Source organism: Microcoleus sp. A6-C6 (assembly GCF_036705955.1).
Lineage (GTDB): Bacteria > Cyanobacteriota > Cyanobacteriia > Cyanobacteriales > Microcoleaceae > Microcoleus.
In genome coordinates this window covers 15,478-40,532 of the sequence record NZ_JAUBVR010000057.1, presented here as the reverse complement: position 1 = coordinate 40,532, position 25,055 = coordinate 15,478, and the positions used below count along the sequence as shown (strand labels likewise).

The 25,055-nt window shown below is 42.8% G+C and carries 31 protein-coding genes, 1 tRNA gene and 1 pseudogene; 24 read left to right on the top strand and 9 right to left on the bottom strand.

The window, feature by feature from the left end; genetic code table 11:
• Nucleotides 1-96: 96 nt before the first annotated feature.
• Nucleotides 97-1,125 (bottom strand): annotated as a pseudogene (locus tag QUB52_RS20810) (IS630 family transposase).
• An 8-nt stretch (nucleotides 1,126-1,133) separates the two neighbouring features.
• Between QUB52_RS20810 and QUB52_RS20805 the strand changes: the two are divergent.
• From QUB52_RS20805 to QUB52_RS20795, 3 genes are all read left to right on the top strand, one after another.
• The gene (locus QUB52_RS20805; protein ID WP_442923373.1) at nucleotides 1,134-1,922 is read left to right on the top strand and encodes an RNA-guided endonuclease InsQ/TnpB family protein; all 789 of its coding nucleotides are present in this window, start codon (nucleotides 1,134-1,136) and stop codon (nucleotides 1,920-1,922) included.
• 248 nt (nucleotides 1,923-2,170) lie between these two features.
• A complete protein-coding gene (locus tag QUB52_RS20800) occupies nucleotides 2,171-2,479 on the top strand; it encodes a CpeR family transcriptional regulator (protein ID WP_332974682.1) in 309 nt (102 codons plus the stop codon).
• A 107-nt stretch (nucleotides 2,480-2,586) separates the two neighbouring features.
• Nucleotides 2,587-3,252, top strand: coding sequence for a HEAT repeat domain-containing protein (locus QUB52_RS20795; RefSeq protein WP_332974681.1), 666 nt, complete (start codon nucleotides 2,587-2,589; stop codon nucleotides 3,250-3,252).
• Between the two features lie 130 nt (nucleotides 3,253-3,382).
• On the opposite strand, the gene QUB52_RS20790 is transcribed toward QUB52_RS20795, so the two are convergent.
• The gene (locus QUB52_RS20790; protein WP_265234049.1) at nucleotides 3,383-3,961 is read right to left on the bottom strand and encodes a phycobilisome protein; all 579 of its coding nucleotides are present in this window, start codon (nucleotides 3,959-3,961) and stop codon (nucleotides 3,383-3,385) included.
• 256 nt (nucleotides 3,962-4,217) lie between these two features.
• On the opposite strand from QUB52_RS20790, the gene QUB52_RS20785 reads away from it, so the two are divergent.
• From QUB52_RS20785 to QUB52_RS20775, 3 genes are read left to right on the top strand one after another with little or no spacing between them, the layout of a single operon-like run.
• Nucleotides 4,218-4,952, top strand: coding sequence for a 15,16-dihydrobiliverdin:ferredoxin oxidoreductase (locus tag QUB52_RS20785; RefSeq protein WP_332974679.1), 735 nt, complete (start codon nucleotides 4,218-4,220; stop codon nucleotides 4,950-4,952).
• A gap of 7 nt (nucleotides 4,953-4,959) precedes the next feature.
• The gene (locus QUB52_RS20780) at nucleotides 4,960-5,691 is read left to right on the top strand and encodes a phycoerythrobilin:ferredoxin oxidoreductase (RefSeq protein ID WP_332974678.1); all 732 of its coding nucleotides are present in this window, start codon (nucleotides 4,960-4,962) and stop codon (nucleotides 5,689-5,691) included.
• Nucleotides 5,627-5,797: a hypothetical protein gene (locus tag QUB52_RS20775; protein WP_332974677.1), complete on the top strand. Its 171-nt coding sequence runs from the start codon at nucleotides 5,627-5,629 to the stop codon at nucleotides 5,795-5,797. Before QUB52_RS20780 ends, QUB52_RS20775 begins: the two co-directional genes overlap by 65 nt.
• A 135-nt stretch (nucleotides 5,798-5,932) precedes the next feature.
• Here the strand turns inward: QUB52_RS20775 and QUB52_RS20770 are convergent, their stop codons facing one another.
• Nucleotides 5,933-6,754, bottom strand: coding sequence for a pentapeptide repeat-containing protein (locus QUB52_RS20770; protein WP_332974676.1), 822 nt, complete (start codon nucleotides 6,752-6,754; stop codon nucleotides 5,933-5,935).
• A gap of 182 nt (nucleotides 6,755-6,936) precedes the next feature.
• Here QUB52_RS20770 and QUB52_RS20765 point away from each other — a divergent pair, with 182 nt between their 5' ends.
• The 7 genes from QUB52_RS20765 (at nucleotide 6,937) to QUB52_RS20735 (ending at nucleotide 11,818) form a co-directional block, all read left to right on the top strand.
• Nucleotides 6,937-7,545, top strand: coding sequence for a phycobiliprotein lyase (locus QUB52_RS20765; RefSeq protein ID WP_265234053.1), 609 nt, complete (start codon nucleotides 6,937-6,939; stop codon nucleotides 7,543-7,545).
• The gene (locus QUB52_RS20760; protein WP_332974675.1) at nucleotides 7,539-7,694 is read left to right on the top strand and encodes a hypothetical protein; all 156 of its coding nucleotides are present in this window, start codon (nucleotides 7,539-7,541) and stop codon (nucleotides 7,692-7,694) included. Before QUB52_RS20765 ends, QUB52_RS20760 begins: the two co-directional genes overlap by 7 nt.
• A gap of 19 nt (nucleotides 7,695-7,713) precedes the next feature.
• Nucleotides 7,714-7,992, top strand: coding sequence for a hypothetical protein (locus QUB52_RS20755; RefSeq protein ID WP_265234054.1), 279 nt, complete (start codon nucleotides 7,714-7,716; stop codon nucleotides 7,990-7,992).
• A 9-nt stretch (nucleotides 7,993-8,001) separates the two neighbouring features.
• Nucleotides 8,002-8,883: a HEAT repeat domain-containing protein gene (locus tag QUB52_RS20750; RefSeq protein ID WP_332974673.1), complete on the top strand. Its 882-nt coding sequence runs from the start codon at nucleotides 8,002-8,004 to the stop codon at nucleotides 8,881-8,883.
• An 8-nt stretch (nucleotides 8,884-8,891) separates the two neighbouring features.
• Entirely contained in the window at nucleotides 8,892-9,368 is a 477-nt protein-coding gene (locus tag QUB52_RS20745) for a DUF2656 domain-containing protein (RefSeq protein WP_332974672.1), read from the top strand.
• A gap of 125 nt (nucleotides 9,369-9,493) precedes the next feature.
• Complete coding sequence (locus QUB52_RS20740) at nucleotides 9,494-10,735, top strand: DUF262 domain-containing protein (protein ID WP_332974670.1); 1,242 nt, start codon at nucleotides 9,494-9,496, stop codon at nucleotides 10,733-10,735.
• A gap of 18 nt (nucleotides 10,736-10,753) precedes the next feature.
• Entirely contained in the window at nucleotides 10,754-11,818 is a 1,065-nt protein-coding gene (locus tag QUB52_RS20735; RefSeq protein ID WP_332974668.1) for an MAE_28990/MAE_18760 family HEPN-like nuclease, read from the top strand.
• Nucleotides 11,819-11,956: 138 nt separating this feature from the next.
• Here the strand turns inward: QUB52_RS20735 and QUB52_RS20730 are convergent, their stop codons facing one another.
• The 4 genes from QUB52_RS20730 to cpeB all read right to left on the bottom strand — a co-directional run bounded on the left by QUB52_RS20730 (nucleotide 11,957) and on the right by cpeB (nucleotide 15,288).
• On the bottom strand, nucleotides 11,957-12,568 hold the full coding sequence (locus QUB52_RS20730) for a HEAT repeat domain-containing protein (protein WP_265234059.1): 612 nt from the start codon (nucleotides 12,566-12,568) through the stop codon (nucleotides 11,957-11,959).
• 58 nt (nucleotides 12,569-12,626) lie between these two features.
• The gene (locus QUB52_RS20725) at nucleotides 12,627-13,907 is read right to left on the bottom strand and encodes a HEAT repeat domain-containing protein (protein ID WP_265234060.1); all 1,281 of its coding nucleotides are present in this window, start codon (nucleotides 13,905-13,907) and stop codon (nucleotides 12,627-12,629) included.
• Between the two features lie 255 nt (nucleotides 13,908-14,162).
• Entirely contained in the window at nucleotides 14,163-14,657 is a 495-nt protein-coding gene (locus QUB52_RS20720; RefSeq protein WP_265234061.1) for a bleomycin hydrolase, read from the bottom strand.
• A gap of 76 nt (nucleotides 14,658-14,733) precedes the next feature.
• Nucleotides 14,734-15,288: a C-phycoerythrin subunit beta gene (gene cpeB / locus QUB52_RS20715; RefSeq protein ID WP_265234062.1), complete on the bottom strand. Its 555-nt coding sequence runs from the start codon at nucleotides 15,286-15,288 to the stop codon at nucleotides 14,734-14,736.
• Nucleotides 15,289-15,587: 299 nt separating this feature from the next.
• Between cpeB and QUB52_RS20710 the strand changes: the two genes are divergently transcribed.
• From QUB52_RS20710 to QUB52_RS20680, 7 genes are all read left to right on the top strand, one after another.
• Nucleotides 15,588-16,547 (top strand): GNAT family N-acetyltransferase, encoded by a 960-nt coding sequence (locus QUB52_RS20710; RefSeq protein ID WP_332974666.1) that lies wholly within the window; start codon nucleotides 15,588-15,590, stop codon nucleotides 16,545-16,547.
• 393 nt (nucleotides 16,548-16,940) lie between these two features.
• Nucleotides 16,941-17,141, top strand: a complete 201-nt coding sequence (locus tag QUB52_RS20705) for a radical SAM protein (protein WP_332974664.1) — start codon at nucleotides 16,941-16,943, stop codon at nucleotides 17,139-17,141.
• A gap of 129 nt (nucleotides 17,142-17,270) precedes the next feature.
• Nucleotides 17,271-17,471, top strand: a complete 201-nt coding sequence (locus QUB52_RS20700) for a hypothetical protein (protein ID WP_265234065.1) — start codon at nucleotides 17,271-17,273, stop codon at nucleotides 17,469-17,471.
• A gap of 383 nt (nucleotides 17,472-17,854) precedes the next feature.
• A tRNA-OTHER gene (locus QUB52_RS20695) sits at nucleotides 17,855-17,925 on the top strand.
• Between the two features lie 641 nt (nucleotides 17,926-18,566).
• The gene (locus QUB52_RS20690; RefSeq protein WP_265234066.1) at nucleotides 18,567-19,031 is read left to right on the top strand and encodes a hypothetical protein; all 465 of its coding nucleotides are present in this window, start codon (nucleotides 18,567-18,569) and stop codon (nucleotides 19,029-19,031) included.
• Nucleotides 19,032-19,241: 210 nt separating this feature from the next.
• A complete protein-coding gene (locus QUB52_RS20685) occupies nucleotides 19,242-20,675 on the top strand; it encodes a hypothetical protein (RefSeq protein WP_332974663.1) in 1,434 nt (477 codons plus the stop codon).
• Nucleotides 20,676-20,734: 59 nt separating this feature from the next.
• Nucleotides 20,735-21,121 (top strand): type II toxin-antitoxin system Phd/YefM family antitoxin, encoded by a 387-nt coding sequence (locus QUB52_RS20680; RefSeq protein ID WP_332969159.1) that lies wholly within the window; start codon nucleotides 20,735-20,737, stop codon nucleotides 21,119-21,121.
• A gap of 46 nt (nucleotides 21,122-21,167) precedes the next feature.
• Here the strand turns inward: QUB52_RS20680 and QUB52_RS20675 are convergent, their stop codons facing one another.
• The gene (locus QUB52_RS20675; protein ID WP_265234069.1) at nucleotides 21,168-21,479 is read right to left on the bottom strand and encodes a DUF433 domain-containing protein; all 312 of its coding nucleotides are present in this window, start codon (nucleotides 21,477-21,479) and stop codon (nucleotides 21,168-21,170) included.
• A 316-nt stretch (nucleotides 21,480-21,795) separates the two neighbouring features.
• Between QUB52_RS20675 and QUB52_RS20670 the strand changes: the two genes are divergently transcribed.
• Nucleotides 21,796-22,137 (top strand): hypothetical protein, encoded by a 342-nt coding sequence (locus QUB52_RS20670; RefSeq protein ID WP_265234070.1) that lies wholly within the window; start codon nucleotides 21,796-21,798, stop codon nucleotides 22,135-22,137.
• Between the two features lie 187 nt (nucleotides 22,138-22,324).
• Here the strand turns inward: QUB52_RS20670 and QUB52_RS20665 are convergent, their stop codons facing one another.
• On the bottom strand, nucleotides 22,325-22,717 hold the full coding sequence (locus QUB52_RS20665) for a DUF4189 domain-containing protein (protein ID WP_265234071.1): 393 nt from the start codon (nucleotides 22,715-22,717) through the stop codon (nucleotides 22,325-22,327).
• A gap of 153 nt (nucleotides 22,718-22,870) precedes the next feature.
• On the opposite strand from QUB52_RS20665, the gene QUB52_RS20660 reads away from it, so the two are divergent.
• The 3 genes from QUB52_RS20660 (at nucleotide 22,871) to QUB52_RS20650 (ending at nucleotide 24,949) form a co-directional block, all read left to right on the top strand.
• Nucleotides 22,871-23,698 (top strand): hypothetical protein, encoded by an 828-nt coding sequence (locus tag QUB52_RS20660; RefSeq protein ID WP_265234072.1) that lies wholly within the window; start codon nucleotides 22,871-22,873, stop codon nucleotides 23,696-23,698.
• Between the two features lie 38 nt (nucleotides 23,699-23,736).
• Entirely contained in the window at nucleotides 23,737-24,375 is a 639-nt protein-coding gene (locus QUB52_RS20655) for a ThiF family adenylyltransferase (protein ID WP_332974660.1), read from the top strand.
• Between the two features lie 130 nt (nucleotides 24,376-24,505).
• Entirely contained in the window at nucleotides 24,506-24,949 is a 444-nt protein-coding gene (locus QUB52_RS20650) for a peptidoglycan-binding domain-containing protein (protein ID WP_332969154.1), read from the top strand.
• Nucleotides 24,950-25,055: the final 106 nt, after the last annotated feature.

Here is a 25,055-nt window from a genome sequence, read left to right as displayed (position 1 = left end):
TTGTTTTACACCGTTCGATACCTGATGGATTCAAGATTAAAACCGTCTCTGTTACCAAAAAAGCTGATGGGTACTATAGCAATCCTAAATCATTTTCTATGTATAGGTGTACTGATGGATTTTGGGGAAATCAAATTTATGTTCTTTTGTAAAAAACTCAAACAAAAATTTGATAATTTTAAAAGATTTACATAAATACCAATACTTTCGTAAAAAATTTTTAGCTTGTAACCAAATATCTTCAACGGGATTCTGTTCGGGAGCATTGGGAGCAAATAAAACACAAGTGATTGACCAATCATCAGCTTCTTTGTCACGATTAACTTCTGACAAATAATCTCTGAATTCTCCATATGTATGATAACTAGCTCCATCCCAAATCAAAATAATTTTCCGCCCTTTGTATTTATTTTGTAAGTATTTTATGAATTCAACTGTTGATTTTCCATCCCCAGATTTATAACCTTTAACATGGAATTGTTTGGTTTGATAGTTGAGTGCGCCAAAATAAGTTTGTCTATTTTTTTGATTGGTAATTGGGACTTCAATTCTTAGATCAGAACGACCCCAAGCGTAGCCATTGAGATCGCCATGAAGTAGATGACATTCATCTAAAAAAAATACTATTATTTCCCCAGATTCTATGCCAGCCTTGTTTTTGGTTAAAATATTGTTAATTTCTTCCCTCTTTTTTTTGACCAGTTCGGTATCAGATTTGGGATTAATTTTCTGAGTTTTTTTCCAGGTAATCTTCGCCAGAGATAAAAGTTCATAGTAGCTCTGTTTTGATTTATAGCTGACACCAAATTCTCTCTCTAAATAAGTAACAAGCTCATCGAAATCCCAATATTCTTTGTTCTTTAGCCATTCGATTATTTAAGTTTTTTGTAGAGATGTTAGATATCCTTTTGACCCTTTATTTGCTAATTTAATCCCTGCGACACCTTTGGTTTTAAATTGTTTTTTCCAATAACCAATAAAAAATTTACTTACACCTAAAAATTTGCTAATTTCATGGTAAAACTTACCTTCGATAGCCATCCTTACAGCTATTGCTCGTTTTATTTCTCTTACAGTTCGATCGCTTTTAATGAAAGATTCTAAAGCCACTCTTTCTTTTTCCATATCTTTCTGTGGCAGTTGTAAGTTATTCATTTTTATCGTCACAATTAATTATTGCATATAATTATATCATAATAAGTGTAGAAAATGATTTAGGATTGCTATATGTGACTCTCAGCTTGGAAGATTCCACAGTCCCTGAGATCAAACCAGATTTCAATCCTCAAAAGATTGTTGGAATTGATGTTGGGTTGAAGGATTTTTTGACAACATCAGAAAACGAGACTGTGGCAATTCCCCAACATTACCGCAAAGCTCAAAAACGCCTGCGAACTATTCAAAAGCGAGTCTCGCGTCGAAAAAAAGGCAGTAACCGCAGGCAAAAAGCAGTTAAACACTTGGGGAAATGTCATAAGAAAGTAGCGGACAAGCGTAAAGATTTTCATTTTAAAACTGCCAATAATTTATTGAAAAAATATGACGTTGTTGCAGTTGAAGATTTGAATGTTAAAGGACTTGCTCGTACAAAACTAGCTAAATCTGTGTTGGACGCTGGGTGGTCAAGCTTTCTGTCGATTCTAACAAACAAAGCCGTAAATGCTGGTCTGTTGGTAATCCCAGTAAGTGCCTATAATACTTCACAAGATTGTTCTGGTTGTGGTGAAAAAGTACCGAAAAAGCTGCACGAAAGATGGCACGACTGCCCACATTGTGGATGTAGTCTTGACCGCGATCACAATGCTGCGATAAATATAAAAAATAGGGCGGTGGGTCATCCCGTCTTTAACGCTCAGTCAATGTCCGAAGCAATAGCTGGAGTCACTGAGAAGCCTACGCCATACTGTACTCAGTTGGCGTAGGAGTATGTCACTGTCTTCTACTTTCTCTAGAGCGAGTTTATTATTCGCTCTTTTTCTATGGAAAAAAAGCCAGCCACTTGATTTATAGAAGAAGGAAGTTCGGCAACGAGCAATGTATGGGATGTAAAGGATGTTAGCAAGAAGGATGTTCGGCAACGGATTTGATAACGGATGTAACGGATGTCAGCCATAAGGATTTTTTTTTGTGGGAGCGTGTTCAGGAGTGTTTCTAAAATCTAAAATATAAAATGGTATTACCCCCTATAGCCGATAAAAAAATGCAGGCTTGGATAAGAAGTCGTCACCTGATTTTTTTAGGCCAATTTGTGATTTTTGAAACTTTAGACTACCCAGCCGTTGAGAGATTTGAGCAATGTATCACCAGTCTAGGAGGATGCTTAATTTCTGTGGAACCGCTCAAACGAGTGTGGATGGGAAATCATCGACAAGTGATGCTCTATCAAGCGAAAGGAAGTTTGCATACACCTCATCATGAACTGCGACAATATTGGTTCAAATACGGCAGTTTTCAGACTCGATTTGATGAGAGAGTTTAAAGCAAGCCGGTTTATGGTAAAAAAAGATTTCGTTAAAATAATTTTGGTCAGTTGCACAAAGTGAACCTTTTTGTTTAAAGTAAGGAAAGTCCTGCTCTGTTGCGGTTATGGATATTCACGAAATCGAAGCATCTTTAGAAAATTCTGATTTTCAATATCGACTTAAGGCGATCGCAGCTCTGAAAGATTATACACCAGAGATTGCGGTTCCATTGCTAAAAGCTCGACTCAACGACCCAGAATTTTTAGTACGCACCTTTGTCAGCAGGGGATTTGGACAACAACAAAGCGCGGAATCTTTCGCTGCCTTGCTCCAAATTATCAAACTTGATAACACTCCCAATGTGCGAGCCGAAGCAGCAAATTCCCTGTCGCTGTTCGGTAGATGCGCTGCATCTCATTTAGTGCTGACTTTTATTCAGGATGACCACTGGCTGGTGCGTCGCAGCATTCTGGGCGCTCTGGTGGATATGGAGTGCTACAACGAACTTTTTGAGGTATGTATCGAAGCCTTGGCTGGTGAAGATATGACCACCCAGGAAGCGGCGGTGGATGCACTGGGTGCGTTGGCCGGAAGCAGTCAGGAACCAGCGGCACTTGCTCGGTTATTGGCGCTGGCTGGTTCTGAGTATGAAGGGATTCGTCAGCACACTGCATCTGCTTTGAAGCATTTTGATGTTCCAGGGGCGAAGGAAGTCTTGAGTCAACTGCGCCAAGATTCCCATCATCGAGTGGTTGGTGCGGCTTTAGAAAACTTGCTTGAGAACAGTTAAGAATATTGTATGGAGTTCTAGAGGCAGAAACCGGGGTTTTTTCGGGAAATATGGTCTGGAGTGCGAGTAATATCGGTGAAAAACCCGGTTTCTTGAATGCCTGTGCGTAATTCCTGCGATTGTTAACGGCTCAAGCTTGACTAAACTGTTTTAAGCCTGCGATTAAATTATCAAAAGAAAGACCAGATAAATCCTGTTCCTCAGAACTAAATTGCTGTAAACTAACTGTTTTTAACTCTTCTAATCCACAGAGCATCGCCGCCAAAGGAACTCGCAATTCTTGATAAAGTAGTTCCATGTTTTCTAGTCCTGCTTGACTGGTAAATTCTGGATTTTTACCTGCTATGCTATAGGAGACGCAGCGCAAGAAGTGCCAAAAATCTCGCCAACAGGCTTCGGCGCGTGCAGGAGGATAGAGGTCATTGCCTGGTTCGGCGATATTAGGAAACTCGGCTAACACCTTTTCCCTGGCCTTCGATACAAGATTAGGTGCTTGTTCTCGCAGCAATCTTGCTTGTTCTAACATTAAAGAGGTATCGGGAACCAGATTTTTGATGTTTTCTAAATCTTCATCGGTGAGATATCGATTTTCGTCGTCAGCCTGTTGAAAAATGGCAATTACTTCATCTGAATAGAGGTTTTTCCAAGTGGCAAAGCTGACGATTCTGGCTTTGGGAATTAATTGTTTGGCTCTTTCACTTAATTGCATAGTTATTAGAATTGTACGGAGGTAGTTGGACACAATCCAAGTTATAGACGAGAATTATGAGAATTTTTATTAAGTTTTGTTACATTTGAGCCTGTCAAAGATGAGAGTGTGGTACAAAGTCTTCATTAGATAAGTCCGATCGCAGCTTTGGTTTCATAACGAAATATTACTTTGTTAGCCAAAAAAGAGACGGCGTTTAAGGCGATCGCCTATTATTCTGTTTCGGGGAGAGATTGAAGGAGCTAAATTATAATCTATGTTTAAGCCATTTCAGCAATTTCTAGAAAAAGAACTGTTTGAGAACTTTGCACTAGAGAGCCGTCCCATTCCCTCTGGATTGGAATCTGTGGTGAGTGAAAGAGGTAAAAATCCCGCCACGATTCAAAGTTGGTGCTATCAATGCCCACAATTGCGCAAGATTCGCTACACCTACATCGATGCTGGGGAAACGGCTCAAATTTTCAACAGTGTGATTTATCCAAACCACAATTACGATGTGCCCTTGCTAGGGATTGATTTTTTAGCGTTTGGACAAAAGAAAATCTTGGTGGTGATAGATTTTCAGCCGTTATTTCGCGATCGCCCTTACATAGACAAGTATATCGAACCATTGACCGAAATTCGAGGTAAATACAGCTCGTTGGTGCAAGACTTAGAAATGAAGTTTTATGATGCCAACCAGTATTTTTCCAAAAATTTACTCTTTGCCAAAACAGACGCCGAAACAGTAGTCAACCAATTGTTTCCCGCCTATCAAGAATACGTCCAGTTGTATTGGAAAATGCTAGAGCAAGCTACTCCCCTTACCACTCCCGAAGAAATTCAGCGGATTGTGAAAGCACAAAAAGATTACGATCAGTATAGTGCAGAAAGAGACCCCGCATCCGGGCTATTTGGCAGCTATTTTGGTCATGAATGGTCAGAGCGCTTTTTGTACGAATTTTTGTTTGAAGATGCTGTTCCGTTAGCGATTCCCGCCGGGAAAAAATAAAGTACAAATGACTCTCTATCAGCCTTTTTTAGATTACGCCATCCCGCTGCTAAGGGAACGACTTGACCTGGCTCCATATCCGATTCCGGCAGGTTTTGAAAGAAAAGAATGTATCACGGGGAAAGGAAAAAAAGAGCAGTTGGTTGTTACTACCAGCTATGCTTTTCAATCCCCCAAACTGCGGCAAATTCGGGCGGCTCATGTTGAGGGCGGTGATGCTCTCCAGGTACTGAATTTTGTGATTTTTCCCCAAATTAATTATGATTTGCCTTTTTTTGGGGCGGATTTGGTGACTTTGCCGGGGGGACATTTGATTGCTTTGGATATGCAGCCGCTTTTTCATGATGCTGCTTATCAGAAGCAATACTCTGAGCCGATTTTACCGATTTTTAATAAGTATCAAAAAGATTTGCCCTGGGGGGGAGATTTTCCTGAAGAGGCAAAACCTTTCTTTTCTCCGGCTTTTCTGTGGACTCGTCCGAAGGAAACTGAGGCTGTGCAAACTCTGGTGTTTGATGCTTTTAAGGATTATTTACAAGCTTATCTCGATTTGGTCGATCGGGCGGAGCCAGTCACCGACAGTCAAAGATTAGCCGAGATTCTTCAAGCTCAACGGAATTATATCAACTATCGTGCTGCTAAAGATCCTGCTAGGGGGATGTTTTTGCGGTTCTATGGTGAGGAGTGGACTGAGGAGTATATTCACGGTTTTCTGTTCGATTTGGAACGGCATTTATAAAAGAAGGAAGAAGGAAGAAGGAAGAAGGAAGAAGGAAGAAGGAAGAGGGGTGCATCGCTGTGAGATTGTCGATGTTGATTTAGGGATTTTCTACGACGCCCCCTAAAGCTAAGATTGGTTTGTAGTGAGGACTTTAGTCCGCAAAAATGAGAGAAATAAAGTCCTCACTACAAACCTTTTGATTACGGGAAATTGACGAAAGAATAGATAAATCCTGTTTAGCTTAGCTGAATTAATATCCTTAACAACCAAGACTTTGAGCTGTATTATTCCGAGTAAAACAATTCCAAGTACCTAACTCCTTGGAATCGCGACTGCAAAGCATCGCTCTCGCTTCCGCAGTCAATCCTTGTACTAAGCTAAAATCAGCACCAGCAATACTTTTTAATTGTTCTAAATTTGCTCCAGTCAAATCAGCCGCCCGTAAATCTGCGCCCTGCAATTCAACTCCAATTAACATGGCATTCCGTAAATAAGCACCAGTCAAAAAAGCATTTTGAAGATTAGCCCCGCTTAAAGCCGCTCCCTCTAAATTGGCTCCAGTTAAATCTGCTCCACTGAGATAAGCACCGCGCAGATTGCAGTAACTCAAATCAGCTCCTCGGAGATTTGCTGTATTCAAAAAAGCCCCGCTCAGACTAGCTTTCGGGCCAATAGCTTCGGCTTTTTGGTAATTAAATCCTTCTGGCCACATAGTCTTGCTATCATATAAAGCTAATTTGAATTTAGCTGCTTCTAAGTTGGCATCGGCTAGATTGCAACCTTGTAAATCAGCTCTAAAAAAATAACTTTCTTGTAAATTTGCTCCGCTTAAATTGGCGTCTTGGAGGTTAGCGCGCCGGAAGTCAACTCCCTGGAGATTGGCGCCTTGGAAATTGGTTTTGCTGAGGCTGGCCCCAATCAAATTTGCTCCACTCAAATCAATTCCGGATAAATCCATTTGGCTGAGGTTGATTCCTTGGAGGTTGGTTTGAGCTAGACTTTTAGTTTGCTCAAGAGCTTGTAAGACTTCTGTGAGAGTCAGGGGTTCGGAGAGGAAAAATGAGTGTTGACGAAGTGCCATTATATTTTTTGAAGATTTATTGATGGAATTGCTCAAAGTTGTCCGGTGTCATTTATCCTAGAATTTGATTGATGAGCGATCGCCAGAAAGTTAATTTTCTTAACCAAAATCCGATCCGATTTCCCTCCCATCCCCCCAGACAAGGGGACTTGCTTGATTCCTCTCGCTAAGCTGACACAGAAATGCTGCTAACACCACCGATGACTATGATGGATTTCTTTCGCAAGAGTGAGGGCGTTTGGTTCACTCAGCGAACAGTCCATAATTTTGATACTGCTGCTGCTGATGAGTCGGGAGAATCCAATGTCATGATTGATGTCTTGTCAATTGATGATCCCAGAGTTTTAGAGGTTTGTCAACAGCAAAATGTAGATCCTGCTTTGGTTAGTGGGGGATGCAGTTTCATGTGGCAAGATAATTTGGATGATGCCATCCCGAACCAAAATTATGCTGCAATTCTGATCGATGTGCCGAATCCTAATAACCCGAAGATGGGTAAGTTTCTGCGAAATCGAGGCTACGTTGAAGGCATTCCGGTGATTGGTATTTACAATTTTGCTGATGATGGGGTATTGACTATTGAGACGGAATATGAGACAAATCAAGGACAGGAACGCTGTTGGTTTATTAACGATCATTTTCGAGTGCGGGTGATGACTGTTCAAATGAGCAATGGGGTTAAACAAATGGCATACTGTTCTGAGCGTCGTTGTATTTCTCCGTCTGTTTTAGAAGAGTTGTTGGAACACAATCGCTTGAGAGTTTCTGGGGCGGCTGCGGTGTCATGTTAAAGTACACAAAGAAAAACCCGGCGATTGAAATCGCGGCTACAAAAACAAAGAAAAACCCGGCGATTGAAATCGCCACTACAAAAACAAAGAAAAACCCGGCGATTGAAATCGCCACTACAAAAACAAAGTCCGGATGGTGCGCGGACTAATTATCAAACTATCAAAACTATGTCTGAAAACGAAGAATTGACAACATCTGAGCATGATAAATCTGCCGCAGATTTAAGTGAAGATTCAACACAGGTAGATGCTGAAGAATTGGTGGAAGTTATTGCCGAATTTGAGCGGTATCGGGAACGTTTGGTGAATGAGACGATGGTGGCGGCACAAAAGGCTAAGCTGCCACAGAAAGCAGCTATGGCTAAAATTGAGCCGGAACTTGCTAAAATTGAGGCTGGACTAGAAAGTCTCCGCACTCAATTGGCGGCTATAACTACCAATAATTAGGTGACAATCATGGTCAATTCTAATGCTCAATCTCAGGATGCTTCAATTGTGTTAGCTCATGCAGAAACAGATGGTTTGCTTCAACAAGTTACTGAACAAATAGATTTAGATACTTTTGATGTTAATGATGCTGAGCTTTTGATGCGTCTGGTTGAATCTTTGGGAGATACGCGGGGGATGACTCGACTGCGTTGTGCGGAAACTCTGGCAGAAATTGGTGAAGCGGCGACTCCTTTTTTGTTGGAGGCTTTGGCGAATCATGCTAATCCGGTTGTGCGACGTGCGGCTGCTAAAACTCTGACTTTGATTGGCGATCCGACGGCGGTTCCTAATTTAATTCATGCTTTGTTGAACGATCGGGATACGGTGGTTAAGGGTTCGTCAATTGGGGCGCTGGCGAGGATTGGGGAACCTTCTGTGCAGGCTTTGTTGGATATTTTAGCATCTACTGATTTGCCGGAAAGTACGATCGGTCATGCGGCTTGGGCGTTGGCGTTTATTGGGGCGGGTGCGAAGGAGTATTTGTATCAGGCGATCGCCTCTGATTCTCCTGTGGTGCGTGGGGCGGTGGTAGGGGCGATCGCCAAAGTCGCCCAGGAAGAGCCCAAAGCGGAGTTATTTGAGATTTTGGTTAAGTCTCTGACGGATGTTGATGTTGACGTGCGTTGCGAGGCTGCTGCTGCTTTAGGAAATCTGGCATATAAGCCTGGAATCCCCAATCTGATTGAGTTATTGCATCATGGCGATGGCGAAAGTCGCAGGGCGGCGGCTTTGTCTTTGATGAAAGTGGGCGATCGAAGTGCGATCGAGCCGCTACAAACTGCATTAGCCCAGGAATCGGAAGTGGCGATTCAAGGTGTGATCAAGTTGGCAATTTCTCAAATTAAGTAACTAAAAATATGACTGAATCTGGAACAGGGCGGATGTTGCTTTCTCATAATTTTGATATCCCAGAGGGTATTTTTCCGCAATTAAGTCGGGAAGATTTGACTTTGGTATTTGCTGAGGGTTTAAGTCAATATTCTCAGATTAAATGTCGTCAATTAAATCATCCGCATTGGATGGTAGAAGTTTTATTTTCTACTAATGAGTTTTCTCCTCCTCAAGTCGGAGAATTTTGTGCTCAAGCTTTGGTGGATAAACGGATGAGTCAAGGGAAAGCCGATGATGCTTTTCCTGATATTTTGATTTTAGCGGGATTGAAGAAGACGCCACCATTGAGTAGCGATACTGAGGCGCTACAAACGGGAGAATGGGGAGTTGATGTGGTGGAAACTCAGTCTGCTGAGAGTTTTTTGATGGCGATGGGCTGGGAGGATAAAACGGCTGGGAAAAGTATTGAGGATGTTTTTAAGGTTGAAAGGAGAAAGGGCTAAATTTGTAGTGTATTGGCGGTTATCGCCTTTCAATTTATCGCGAAAAAAGGATGTAAAGCATCAGGTAAAAACAATATAGCAGCAAAATAAGTATTAATGGCAACCTAAAAAATAGGAAAGTAAATATGAGCGTAAGTAACTACTTAATTCCCGGCGAAACATTTAGTATTGGAAATCAATCCGATCTCTCCCAATCCTCTCTTTCCGACCAGGAAATCAACGAGAAATACAAGAGAGGTGAGATCAGAATAGTGACTGAGCAAGCTCGTTATCCCCTTGACAGCATACAAACTATGCTTGATAGCAAGCAGGGAGACAGTAAAAAATATATCTTAAATCCTGAGTACCAACGCAGAAAAAGGTGGGATAACACTCGCAAATCTCGTTTAATAGAATCATTTATAATGAATGTACCTATTCCTCCTATTTTTCTTTATGAAGTAGATTATTCTATTTATGAAGTAATGGACGGACAACAAAGGCTCACCACTATTTATGACTTTTATAAAGGGAGATTTGAATTAAAAGGATTAGAATATTGGCAGGAACTTAATGGAAAAAGATATGACGATTTACCTGAACAAGTTAGAAGAGGTATAGACAGGCGCTATTTATCATCTATCGTATTGTTAGAAGAAACAGCAAAAACCAGAGAGGAAGCCGAAAGTCTCAAGCGAATAGTTTTTGAAAGATTGAATAGTGGCGGTGAAAAACTAACACCACAAGAAACGAGAAATGCTTTACATAATGGCAAATTTAATCAACTGTGCATGAAGCTTGCCAAAAACGACCTCTTTCGTAAAATGTGGCAACTACCTTTAGAAAGCCAGGTAGAAGATTTACTACTTAAAAGCGAAGAAGAGCTAAAACAATCAGAATTTTCAGCTAGATTAGCATTGTATCGTAAAATGGAAGATGTTGAATTAGTTTTACGATTTTTTGCTTACAGACATTTAGATAAATTAAAGTCCCCTATCGATGGTTTTTTAGATGATTATCTGAGACAAGCCAATAGCTGGTCGGATAAAGTTTTGAACGATCTTGAATCTGTATTTAACGAAACTATTGAGTTGGTTTATACAGTTTTTGGTGAGACTGCGTTTTTAGCTCCTTCAAGATCCCAAGAATCTAAGACACCGAGAAAGAGTGTTTACGATCCCTTAATGCAGGTTTTTTCAAGGAATTTGAAATCAAAAAATCGCATAATAGAAAATGCGGAAACCATCAAAGAAACAAGATATTCAGACGATAAATTGTTATTTTCAAAAAGAAAAAATAGACATATTTTTGATGGGAGGTATGGCGATCGAAAAGATGTAGAAAATCGTATAGAATATTTTAATGAATTTCTACAAAGCTATATTTAATAAACTTGGGTAGAAATTATGAATATAAAATCCTTGGAGAGATTTAAAGCAGAAGTCAATCAAATACGAGAATATTTGAAACATATTCAGTATGTAAACGATGTGGTTAGTTATGCTGTTTTAGAAGAGGATAATGAACAAATCAAGGCTTTGCTAAATAGGCTAAAAGAACATGATAAAAGTTTTAGAACAGATAAACGGATATTTGAATATAAAGCAGCTATTATTTCACTTTATGGGCTGTTAGAAAAATATGTTGAAACTTGGATCAAGGAATATCTTGACTCACTTTCTAAGTTAGTACCTAATTATAACGAATTAGATGAAAAAATTAGAAATAATCATTTTGAACTTTCTTTAAAACTAATAAATATTATTATAAGTAGAGAAAGTGCAAAATATCAACATCTTACCAAAGAAGAATTGTTAAAAAACTTAAATACTTGTCTTGTTAGTCCTACAAATTATCAAATTAATACAGAAGCTTTTGTCCTGTTATCTGGCAACTTAAAGCACAATAAAATTGTAGAAATATTTAAACTTTTAAATTTAGATTTGAACAATGAATTAATTAAAAATGAAAGCCTTAATAACGAAGTTGGTTTACAAGCCAATGAGATTACAAGGACAGAAAAAGATATTGTGTACAATAAAATTAATGAGTTGGTTGAAAGGAGAAATCAAATTGCTCACGGTTCAGAAACACCAGTGCAGATTTTAGGTATCTCTGAATTAGAACCTTATATTCAATTTTTAGAAGTGTATTGTCAAGCCATTTTTGAAACACTGTTTGAAAAAATTATCAAACAAGAATCAATACATACTTTTCAAAAGATAGAAAAAGTTGTAAAAATATATAGTAGTAAGATATTGGCGTTTGAAATCGAAAATTATACGATCAAAGTTGGGGATATGGTGATAGTTGAAACCGCAGAAGGAAGATTATACAAAAAGCCTATTTTGGAAATTCAATTAGATAATATGACACATCAAGAACTTACAATTTCTGAAAAAACCAATATTTCTGTGCGTGTTGACCCTAAAATCAAAGATAATCAAACATTTTACATTGCAAAAAAATAATACCAGACAGCAACCACGCAGCCAATCTGTCATGGTTACTAAGCGCGCCAATCGCCAACCGATCGGGAGCGATCGCACAAACAAACCAAGCCGTCACAGCCAAAGCCTTAATACTTCATCACCCCAATAAAAACCTAACTATTCTGCACGCTTATAATTCATCACCAAATCCAACCGAGATAAAGAACTTGTCGCCGATTCCCGCACGTAGGAATCAACTGCTTCATCATTGGCAAATCTGGTGAGAATTTCTACACAACGTCGATCGCCCACAGAAGCAAGCGCATTGACAATCGCCACCTGTACCGCCACATTATCCGTTGTTGTCAGCGATTCTACCAAAATTTCAAATGCAGAGGAACCCATCTGCCCCAAGGCCATCACTGCTGCAATATGCACCACAGGATTAGCGTCATCGATCGCCTTTTTCAATCCCTGCAAACCCACTTCCGGGAAAGGCAACTCTGGATAATTAATCGCAATTTGCGCCAATACCTTCGCCGCACTCCCTCGCACAGTCACATTCTCACTGTTTAACATGGCGTCAACCACGGGTGGTATGGCATCCTCACCGATCGCACCCAAAGCCTTCACAGCCGCCCGACGATAGACGACATCTTCGTCATCTAAAATGCCCACCAGTCGAGAGATGGTATTTTCATCGCGGGAATCGGCAATTTCATACATTGCCCGATCGCGCATATGAGGATTCGGGTGTTTTAGTTGTTCAAACAAAGCATCTGTTGTCATAATTTTTAAAGAATGAAGAATGAAGAATGAAGAATGAAGAAGGCTTTAATTAAGATAATTAGGATTTTACTGAATTATGAGCTTCTATTTTAGCTTGCACTAACCAATCTCGATTGGTCGTATCGGCTTGATAACCACTGATATCGCCTAGTTTTTCCAGGGCAATTAATGTAGCATACTGCAAATCCCAGATTTTTGTTTCCAAACAGGCTTGCAATTTTGGAATAGCACGCTCTTCTCCGAGTTCCCCTAGGGCGATCGCAGCCGCTGCACGGGATTTTTGAAACTGGGGCTGGGGGTTATTCAAAGCTTCCAATAACAAATCGTAGGCTGGAGAGTGTTTGAGCCAACCAAACAATTTTACTACATGAAAATGCGCTCCATAGTCATTATTTGCTTCTTCAGCAAAGGTGGCAAAAAGTGCAGCGGGTGCATCCTCTGAGTAATTTTCCAGAATCATTTTGCTGGCTAAATAGCAACGCCCAAAATCTGTTTCGTATAATTCGTGAATCAGAAATGGTAAATCTGGTAATTTTTCATAACTGTGGACTAAATCCAAATCACCTGGTTTATCTCGTAAGGTTTGCTCTAAGTAAGGTTGAATGGTGGCAAAGCTAAGGGATTTGTCAGCGATTCCGGCTGCTGCTAACATCCGAATTCCCCTCAGCCGAAAGACTAAAGATACGGGACATCGGGCAATATTGGGAATTGCATCGTAGTAACGGGCATCAATCAAATCCTGAATAGATAATCTGCGCCCTAGGACATTTTTGTGTTGTAGCATGGCGACAACTTGTCCCATTTTAGAAAAGTCTCTGGTTAGGCGACAAATTGCGGCGATCGCAGCACTAGCAGTGGGTGGATCAACATCATCAACAAATTTGCGAATTCTTTCTAAACCTGGCTGATAATCCAATTTAGTCAGGGTGTGGATAATTACCCGGTAGGTTTGTCCTGGTTTGTCCAGTAGTTGAGCAACTTCTTCTAAAATATCGCAGTCTTGAGTGCCTATTTCGCCGATCGCCCAAACAGCATTTTCCACGGTGTAGCAGTCATCATCGCTCAAACAGGTGCGAATCACCGGCAATGCTTGGACAGCTTGGAGTCTTCCCAAAGTTTCCACCGACTTGCGGCGCACAATGCGGTTGTCTAGGGCTGGATCGGTTTGTTGTACTGCTCGCATCAGTGCTGCGATCGATCGATCTGTGGCAAAATTTATCAAATGGGAAGCGGCTATGTAGCGGGAATCCTCTTCGCCAATTTCAGCTTGGGGCGTATCTAAAATGGCGATCGCCTGGTCTTCTGTTAAATTAAAAAAACTAAAAAAGCGTTTATCCATAGAGTGGGGAGGGGGAGATGGGGAGAAGAGGAGAGGGGGACGGGGAGAAGAGGAGAGTGAGCTACCGATGCCCGATGCCCGATGCCCGATGCCCGATGCCCGATAGAAATTAGGATATGTCTATTTAAACAAAATAACAAGCCCAGGAATTCTTTACCCTTACTTCACCGAAATCGGTAAAGCAACGAGCCAAGAGTTCCTAGACTTGTCGGGGTAAAAACTACCCAGTCACGACATTACAAACCTGTCAATTAATTAGGACAGGGAGTTGATGGCGTAGTCAAGAAGAGCATTGTACTCAGTCAAAGCTTGAGCAGACATATCGCGAGGAGTGCAACCGCGGTTACGAGCAAAGCTTAATGCTTCAACGTAAGGAGCAGTAGGCAAGCTCAAAGCGCGATAGACTTCGCGTTGACCAGCAATACCCCATTCATCAAGAGGGCCTGTGCCGCCAACTACCAAGCAGTATTGGATCAAGCGCAAGTAGTGCTTGATGTCACGATGGCATTTTGCTTTGAAAGTATCGGTGGAGTTAGCTTGACCGGCTTCGTTCAAGTAAGGATACTTTTTGATGCAAGCATCATAAGCTTCTTTAGCAACTGCATCCAGGTTGTTGCCTAATTTTTCTGCGGCTTCTAAACGAGCAGCAGAGCGTTGGATAGAACCTTGAACTGATTCTAAATCTGAGGTGCTAGGGAAGCGTCCTGCTGCATCAGCAGAAGCAATCGCGGTGGTGAGAACTGATTTCATTTCCTAAATCTCCTAAACTGATTTTGACTGTGAGCGTAGTTTCTATTTGGCTGAGCGAATTGCGATTAGCAATAAACTAGCTCAGGGCAGAAATGATGCGATCGAAGTAGCTGGAAGCTTCAGCAACCAAGCTAGCGCAACGATCTTCAACTACGATTGTTCCCATTTTCCGCAACTTAGCACCAGCAAATTTTTCGCTGGGGTTGTCTTGGATGTGAGCAGCGGCTTGAGCCTTCATGATTTGAACAGCACGCACGGTGGAGGTGGTGGGCACGCCCAAAGCTGCGTAGGTTTCTTTCAAGCCATTCAAGCAACGGTCATCAAGAACGGAAGCATCACCAGCCAAAATAGCGTAGGTGACATAGCGCAAAATGATTTCTGCATCGCGCAAGCAAGCAGCCATGCGACGGTTAGGGTAGCAGTTGCCACCGGCTTGAATCAAGCCTTGGTTTTCGCAGATCATACCGGCAACAGCGTCAGAAACCATGCAGCTAGCGTTGCTGGCGATCGCGTTGACAGCATCCAAGCGTCGGTTGCCGCTGGCAACGAAAGCTCTGAGGGCAGCAATATCACCAACGGTGGAGGTGCTGGCATCGGCTGAAACTACAGCTCTTGAAAAAGCGTCAAGCATTGAGTTCTCCTTAACTTAGACGAAAAATTATTTCTTATCTTTAGTTGGTCAACTTGGTGACTAACTTGATGTTTTTGAATATATCTCTGGGGTGATTCCTTCGTCTCATTCCTGAGAAACAAAGTAACAATTTGTTACTTTTGTCGCTAAAACTACATTTTCCTTTTCAAGAACAGGCAAGATGCCTGTTCCACAAAACATCAAGTTGCTTGTGGGGTGGGCAAAAGAGCCCGCCCTTGAAAAATTTGTGGGCAATGGTGCAAGATGTGATTTAAACTCACATCCTGAGCTGACAAGCTATGTTAAGTGTATCGAGCAGACCCTATGCCGGCGAAAGCGATTTAAATGCGATCGCGCATTTAATGAATACTTGCGAAGAAGTTGATCGGCTCGATGAAGGCACTTCCATCTCGGAATTAGGACAAAAATTTAGCGAACCTTCCCGATATTTAGCGCGCGATATCTGCCTTTGGGAAGATGCGGGCGGCAAGTTAATCGGTTTTGCTTTGTTGTCGATTTCGGAACCAGGGGAAGTCACCGATGGCTGGCTGTGGTTTCGCGTCGATCCCGATGCGCGCTGCGGGGATGTGGAAGCGGCGGCAGTGGTTTGGGGCGAAACGCGAATGCGCGAGGTGGGATCATTGCGGGGTGCGCCAGTGAAGCTGCGATCCTGGGTTAACGCGGTAGATGCCGATCGCATTTCTGTGCTGGAAAGTTGCGGTTTTAGGGTCGATCGCTATTTTTGCCGCATGGCGCGATCGCTTTCTGAACCGATCGCAGAACCCCAATGCCCAGAAGGTTTTACGCTGCGTCTATTCCCCGGCGAACAGGATTCGGAAGCTTGGGTAGAAATGTTCAACCAATCGTTTATCGACCACTGGAATCACCACGATTTAACAGTCGAGAAATTCAAATACGATTTAGCCCAACCCAGTTACAGAAAGGATTTAGACTTAATTGCTGTTGCTGCTGACGGGACTTTTGCAGCTTTTTGCTACGGCGAAATTAGCCCGGAAGAGTGCGATCGCACTGGACGAAACGAAGGCTGGATTATGTCTCTGGGCACCCGGCGCGGCTTCCGCAAAATTGGCTTGGGACGAGCTATGTTGCTGGCTGGTTTGCATCGGCTGAAAGCTGCCGGTGTCGAGACTGCTATTATCGGTGTCGATACTGAAAATCCCTGGGGTGCGATGGGGCTTTACGAGTCTGTTGGTTTCCACAATATCCGCGATAGCATTTCCTATGTTAAAGATGTTTGAGCTATTTGGGTGCAGGGTTGAAGAAACCCGGTTTCTTGGTGTATGCCTCGTCGCCAAACAATATTGCTCGTAGAAACCCGGTTTCTGGGCCCGATTGCACAGTTGGCGATCGCACTTCAACTCAAAAAACCTGGTTTTTTAGTGCATTTGCGAGTTATAACACAATATTTTTCTCAAAAACCCCGTTTCTACAACCTCTGTAAGTTTTATCTAAAAAACTTTTCCTACCCCCTTGACACCTTTGTAGTATAGTTGTAGTATAAAAGTATGGAAAGCGCAGGAGAGCCAAAAACCTGTATTTTCCGTACCAAATCTGAACCTTGACAACTAAATAGCGATCGAGATTTCAAGGAACATCAAATTTGAAAGTCTTGCAATACAGACTTGATTGTCATGTTGTTACTTTTCACGAGACTGTTCAGTTACAGACTGACTCGATCTGAGTCAGATATTGTACCAAGTCAACCGAATTTCAACGAATTTCAAGCGGATACAGAACAGAACAATTGCGATCGAGTGCGATCGGCAAACAAGACTGAGGAAATCCGCCATATCCAACAAGCTTACCATTTAGAACGGCGTTTGTTTATGTAAAAATTGTCGTATTAGCGCAGATGCTAACCCTCGCATTTTTATCGACTAACGCCATGACTAAACAGCAGATAAGCTACTAATCCACAATCCAAAATATAAAATATAAAATCGCTTAAGGAGGTAACAGTTATGGTTCACATTCGTTTTGAAGGACGTTCCTATGATGTGGCAGAAAACCAACTGGGTATCACGGCAGGAATGAGTGACAAGGCAATTGGGGAACGTCTAGCAAATCATTTTGATGTCAAGAGCGATCGCTTCGAGTCTTACGTGCTGGATCGTCGTCCCAGCGGTGATTTAATTGTCCGCCCAGAAGCCGTTTACGGCTAAGAATTAACTTTTATTCCGCGCCCTAATTCGAGAAGCCTACACACATTAAGAATCTAGCTCTGAAAAGATTGCGGGTTCAAGTCCCGCTAAAGGCTTCGGCTTTTATGGTGAAATGGTAAACACGCTAGAAATTGTCAACAGCTTTTCAAACTTGCGCGGTATAAAAAATCATCAGTTGTCGAAGGCGTACCCTAACTAAAGAAGCTTACAAACTGGTAAAGTTCGACTTAAACTCGAATTGTAGGTTCGATTCCTACCCTCCGCCTTTTGCGGAGGGGTTTAAAAAATAGCTTCTCTGACTTGTGCGCCTTCTCTTATACCTGAACTTTTTAGATCGGTAAGGCGGTTAAAAGTTCCACTTCGCGCCCTAACAAAAGAAGCTTACATACTAGCTCTTGGTAGAGCATTTCTATTTAAAGAAAAGGTCGCGGGTTCAACTCCTGCGTATGTGCCAACGGCTTTCTTAACTTGCGCGATGTGACTTTTACTGGTCTAATATTTTGATTTTAATTCTGTTTTTTGTGGCATCAGGTAAGAGACGCAATTGGTCGTCTTTGCCAGAATATCCGCTCTTTGATTTTCAGTTCTGCGCCCCAATATGTGAAGCGCATACACACAATTTAACCGATTAGTCACAGGTTCAAATCCTGTCAGTCCCGTTTAAGGGGCTGTAGCTCAGGGGTAGAGCAATCGGACTGTCAAAACGCTTTTCTAACTTGCGCGGAACCTCTATTTTTTTAAGAACTGAAGTCCTTAATACAAACGAAATTACTTCAGTCTTAACTGCGATCGACATTAATTTTATCACTTCGCGCCCTAACTGATGAAGCTTACACACTTTCCTAACTATAAGGGCCCTAAGGTACCGATATTCGAGCGATCGAATTAGGGCAGCATTCCGAGTCTCTAGTTCTAGATGAGGTTTGCGTGTCCACTGCTAGGTAAAACTGGTAAGAACGGCTGTGCTTACAGCTTTATTAACTTGTGCGAAGTGTTTTAAATTTTAACATTTTTGGAGTATTAGTCGGCGGTTGAAACCGATTATATACATACGAAGTCCGCCTCCGCGGACTAAGAAATTGATTGGTATTAGCTATGAACAACAAACTTGCAATTTACCGATCGCCCTACGAGATAGATACCCTCCTCCACGCCTTCCAAGAATGCAGCCTGCCACGCAGTCAATGGACGCACGAAGCCCATTTAACCGTTGCTTTATGGTATTTTCTGTTTGGCGAATCGGAATCAGAGGCGATCGATGCGATTCGCAATGGCATCAAACGTTACAACGCTGTGAATGGCATTGAAAGCACGCCAAACAGCGGGTATCACGAAACGCTAACGCTGTTTTGGGCACAAACTGTGCGCGAGTATCTGGCGGCTGAAAGTCGGAATCGCTCGATCGTACATTTGGCTAACGGTTTGATTGTCGAATATGCTGATCGCACTTTACCATTTCACCACTACACCCGCGAGCACCTGATGTCCTCGGAAGCCCGGAATAATTGGGTTGAACCGGATTTAAGGGCGATCGAAATCCCAGAATTTTCCCTGAAATAGTTTTAAAATAGCAGTTGTTGCCGCGCCCCAATCCGAAGAGCTTACATACAACCCTTACCTGGTTCTAAAAACAAAGCTCCTCAAACTTGCGCGGCGACTATTATATTTATTGCCAAGCGTGCAACAACTGCCATTCGCAGATTTTTGGATATTCCTAATAATTGAAAATCCAAAATCGCAAATCCAAAATTACAACTGGAGGCAGCACCAATGAATACAGCAGAGCGCGATTTACGTTTAGAAATGCTCAACAGTCTGCTCACCACACCTCACCGCCAACTGGAAAAGGTGACAGAAATTCACAAGTTAATTATCGAATTAGACCCGATTTTTTACGGTCATTTAGCAGTGTGGTATCAGCGTCACGGCGACGTGCGCGATCACAAGGAAGTTTTTGCCGGAAATTTGCTGACTTCGGCGCTGACAGAGCACCGAGATGCCGGGTTTATGATGTTGCAAGAGTTCCCGCCCTACGAGGTTTCGCGGATTGTGGACTTTATGAAGCAGCACCAAAATAAGGTTCCACGCAGCGCGCGCACTGCTGTCACTCGCTATCTGCGATCGCGCGAAAAGAATGCTCAGTTTTTCGATCGCGCCGCCCTACGCAACCGCAAGGCGATGAAGCACTTGTACGCCACTTTACACGTCAAGCCGAGCGATCGAGCTAATGCTATTCTGTTTAAGGACAATCCGCCGGAAGACTCGCTGGCATTCGTGTTAAAGCAGTTAGCGAAGGCCGCGACTCCTGCGGAACAGGCGAATTTGATTGTTGAATACAAGATTCCGTATACGATCGCAGTTGGTGCGATCAAAATGCTCACGCCAACGGTGTTAGCAGCGCTGATTAACTCGATGTCGCCGCAGGAAGTGATCAACAACCTGAAATCAATTCAGTCTCGCGGCGCGATGGATCACCCGGATGTCAAGCAGTTGATTGACTCGAAGCTGGATGAAGCGGCAAAGTGCGATCGGGTTTCTGCATACAAAGCGAGTGTTGCGGGCGCGGGCGCTAACTTCGACGCAGCCACAACGGCGAAGCTGGAAGCGGTGACAAACGAACAGGTAAAGAAGCGCGGCAAGATTGTCAAAGCCACCGGTTTGTTGATTGACAAGTCGGGAAGTATGGAAAGTGCGATCGAAGTTGGGAAGCGTCTAGCTGCTTTGATATCGGGCATTTCCGAGGCTGCACTGTTCGTTTATGCCTTTGACACGATGCCGTATCCAGTGCAAGCAAACGGCAGCGAATTGACCGATTGGGAGCGCGCATTCCAGCACATTAACGCAGGCGGCGGCACTAGCTGCGGTTGCGCGGTGGAAGCAATGCGGATTAAGAAGCAAGTGGTTGAGCAGTTCATTATGGTAACAGATGAAGGCGAAAATTCTGCACCTTATTTTGCTGATGCTTATCAGAATTACTGCCGCAGTTTGGGGGTAATTCCTGATGTGGTGATTGTGCGAGTTGGCGCTTACTGCGATTATGTTGAGAACCAATTGAAGGACAAGCAAGTGTCAGTGGAAACGTTTACCTTTGCGGGTGATTATTACTCGCTGCCGAACTTGGTGCCGATGTTGTCTCGCCCTTCGCGGCTGGAGTTGTTGATGGAAATTCTGGATATGGCTTTGCCGGTCAGGGATGACAAGTGATAGAATGGGATTGCCCGTCAGTTATGCTGGTGAGCAATCCTCATATTTTTTATTCTGGTATGTCAACTGAGGTTACATCCGCTGAGGCTCAAGAAAATTTTGATTTACTTTGCGATCGTGCTGTTGAAACTGGGGAATTAATTGTGATAACCAGACATAACGGCAAAAATGCAGTTTTGATTTCTAAGGCAGAATTAGAAAGTTTGCTAGAAACGCTTTACTTGTTGCGTTCTCCTGCTAATTCAACTCGCTTGTTAACGGCACTGAAACGAGCTAAATTAAGAGTCACTCAACCTCAGACGCTTGATGAAATTTGTATAAAATTTGGGCTTGATGAAGATGCCGATGGACTCGATCCGTCAGACCAAGTTATGCTAGAGGGAATGCGTCAACATCATCGACATTTGGCAGAAACAGAATCGCAGAATTTTCGGAGTGCAGTGTGAGTTCGCCAGTGTTCGCGATATAATTCCAATCTAACCGTATTTGATATTACTCCCAAACATCTCCCTCAGTATCCTGAAGCGGCAACTTTTTGCCTATCGTCAATTCTTCTCTAGTTTGCTCGATAATTTCCAGTAATTCTGGATTGGCGATGGATGAAACTAACTGAAAATCCGCAGCAGCCAAAGCAGCGCGCAACTTCGGCGAAGTGAGTGTAGGATATTTCTCTAACACCTGTTGTTCCGTCCATCCCGCCGCAAACAGCCCCAGCAAGAATTCTACTGACAATCGAGTTTCTGGCGGTGCGGGTTGACTTGTTGCAGTTTTTGGGTTGGGATGAATGAGCTTTCGCCAGTCCATTGTTTTACTTAAACGATTTGGGAAGATTCCACTGATCATACTACATTTGGACACAGTATAAATACGTGGATCGTTGATTGACTCTGTAAATTGATACCGCAGATTATTTCCCGATTTTGCGATTAAATTGTTATTACGATCGCACTATGGCACTTTCTTATAGACTAGAGTAGTAGGGTGGCAACAGGGCGATCGCCCTTTTTGATTTTGTCCGTTTCAATACCAAATCGCGTTAGCGAAGCCCTCGAAGAGGATCGCACGCTTATCTCAACCCACTGTGCAACCCACAGTACCACTACTTTAACTTCTTAAAACTATGGGAAAAAAGTCTAAAGCCAAAAAATCCCAGGTCAAAAAATCCACTTTGCTCTGCCAGCGACTGCAAGAAGCTCTCGATCGAGGCTGTAAAGTTTGGGTTAAAACAAATAATAGCAGTTTCGGCGGCATCCCGATTAACTTGTACGGGGAGTTTGCCGAACTTTTGGTAATAGTTCCCCCTAACGAACACGGGGAAAATATCGATGCTTACGGACAAGTTACGTGGTTGATTCGACTCTCTGATATTATTGCACTTGCTTATCCTACTGAATACTGGTCTAAAGATAGATTAGAAAGTTTGCTGCCACCTGATGCAGTTACTTCGGAAGTAGGAGATTAACTAGGTAAGGTGCTTGTGGTGCAGCCTACTGGTTTGTAGTGAGGACTTTATTCCTTACAATCTGAGGACTAAAGTCTTCACTACAAACCGTTTTCGCCTCGGAAATGAACGGACATAATATGGTTATTTTCTCGGCTATTTTACAAGCGAAAATATACACCGCTCAAACCGATTTCGATCGGTTCAATTAATTGTTGCAAGCTGAAAGTTCTATTTTGCAGTTGCCTCCTTCCAGTTCACTGCAAGCAGCGAGAGCTTGAGCTTCTGCTGCTGCTTTATCATCGCCCCAGCCTGCACCTGCTCCTCCCTTCCCTACTGATATCGCTCCACAATTATTCGTATTAGATGTCAGAGCTACACAATCGTTAGCCCCGCCACTTTGTTGATTGCAGGCAGTTACTGCTGCATCTAGTGCTTCTTTTTCTGTAGCATGATCCCAACTAATACCCGTGGCGTCAGAAGTCGGAGAATAAGCAGTAGCTCCATGAGTGTTCTGAGCATGAGCAACCTGGGCCAATGCTAAGATAGGAATTGTCAAAGCTGTCACAATAACTAACTTAGAAAAGAGTTTTTTCAGCATATTTACTTGATATCTCTACAAGGTTAAATTTGGAGGCTCGATAAATATTATCCTATAATATTTATTGATGTCAAGATTTTTGGTAAATGTTTATAATCGCTTAAGTTAAGAGCAGGTTATGTAAAAATAAGTAAAATTACGGAGGTCAATTCAGTGGCAGATATCCGCAAAATCCTCAGCCAACTCGCGGCGCAAGAAGGGCAACTGCTCGATACGCAATTCCTGGCTCCCTGCGTGCGGGGGGGAAGGGTGCGGATAAGGATAAGTGGGATGACTTATCTGTTTCAACCGCAGCCGCAAAATTTTGAAGGATGGGCTATTTTTAAGCCTGTAAATGAGAAAATTGCTGCTGTAATTGAGGAGCCTATTTTGCCGCAAGTGGCAGAGTATTTGCAACTACTCATGCCGATTCGCTTGCATTTGGCTTGCGTGCTGCAAGGGCAAACTTGGCTGGGTTATCCTGTTAATGAATCTGATGCTAAACAGCGCACTGGTTTTGCTAAACCCGTGCCAGTACATTTAGTAACTAAAGGCTCGCAGTTCGAGCCGATTCTGGCGCGGTGGGACGGTGATTGTTTGTGGTTTGAAGAAATTGACAGGCGCGCCGATCCGCTGCTTGCTGAGCAGTTGAGAAGAGCTTTGAAAAAATTGATTTTACCTGAAGAAGTTTGCTTTAAAGGGATGACGCCGGAAATGCGAACTGTTTACGAATTGGTCTCCCGAAATATTAAACATTTAGACCCGAATGTGCAGGCAGAACAGCGCTTGCAGCGGGCTTTGAAGATGGGCGGCGGGGAATTGCGGGATTTTTGCGATCGCAAAAATTACTGGCTGGTTGAATGGACTAGCGGCAGTGGAGAACATCATAGTTCTGCGATCGCAAAAAATGACTTAACAGTAATGAGTGCTGGCATTTGTCTTAGCGGATTGGACAAAGATTTCGACTTGCAGTCATTAGTCGGAGTCGTCGAAAATCGATAAAAATCATCAATTCTGTCAACTGTCAACTGTCAACTGTCATGAGTATATTTTTTCACGAACAACTTTACAGAAATTCCTCAGTGATGTCGCTGATCAAAAATTTCCAGGTAACGGTGTGCGGCGCGGGTGCTTTGGGTGCGAATATTGTAGAGAGTCTGGCGCGATCGGGCTTTTGTCAGTTAAAAGTCATCGATCGCGATCGCATCGAAGAGCGCAACCTTTCCACTCAACCCTATTATCGATCGGATATCGGCGCATTCAAAGCCAAAATTCTCGCCAACAACCTCTACCGCGCCTTGGGAGTCAGCATTGACGCGCACTCAAAGGAATTGACACCCGCCAATGTCGATCGACTGCTTGCCAACAGCGCCGTTGCGATCGATACTTTTGATAACAGCGTCGGACGGCAAGCAGTCAAGGATTACTGTGCGAGTACCTCCATTCCCTGCGTGCACGTCGGATTAGCAGCAGATTACTCCGAAATAATTTGGAACCAACACTATCGCGTTCCTTCACCGGCGAATGATGACATTTGTGATTACCCGCTGGCAAGAAACTTGGTAATGCTGACGGTTGCTATTGCCTGCGAAGTAATTGTTACCTTTGCTGCTACCCAAGAGCAACAAAATTTAACTTGCACGATCAAAGATTTTGCAGTAAAGCCACTTCTATTGTAGAATGTCGGTTGACTGTTGCCAGAAACCCGGTCTAGCGAGATTGGATACCTCCATCCCATAAACCCGGTTGCTCACTCTCAAACAATCGTCAAAATTTCCGAAAACGCTTGATAAAATTAACAGGGAAACTATGTCCGCAAAAGTTTGTACTGGTACTATTTCACTAGAATGCCACCCAAAACCGCCTGAGGTTAAGCATGAGGTTAAGCATGAGGTTAAGCCTAAGCAGCCGACTTTTTATTATTTACTAGCAGTTCTTGGCATATTAGTGTTGACTGGCGCCAATGCAGCCAATTATTATTCAGGCGGCGAAGTTTGCCCCACTAATGATTGCCACGAACCAGAAGTTAGATTCCATAAAAGGATTTTAAAACACGGATCGAGAGGGGCAGATGTGAAGAAACTGCAAAAATTGTTGAACGCGCAGGGTGTCTGCCCAGAACCGATCGCACTTGATGGCATATTCGGCCGGACAACCCTAGATGCAGTGAAAATATTTCAGCGACAAGCCAACCTTCCTGTAGACGGAATTGTGGGAGGCAAAACTTGGGACAGACTGTTTGCTAGTTCGTAAATTTAAGCACCGGACAACAAACGCTTCTCAGTCCTCATTGCCAATCATTAATCGCTGCGGTTTGTAGTTGTGCATCAAGCACATTTTGTGCAACTACAGACACAGA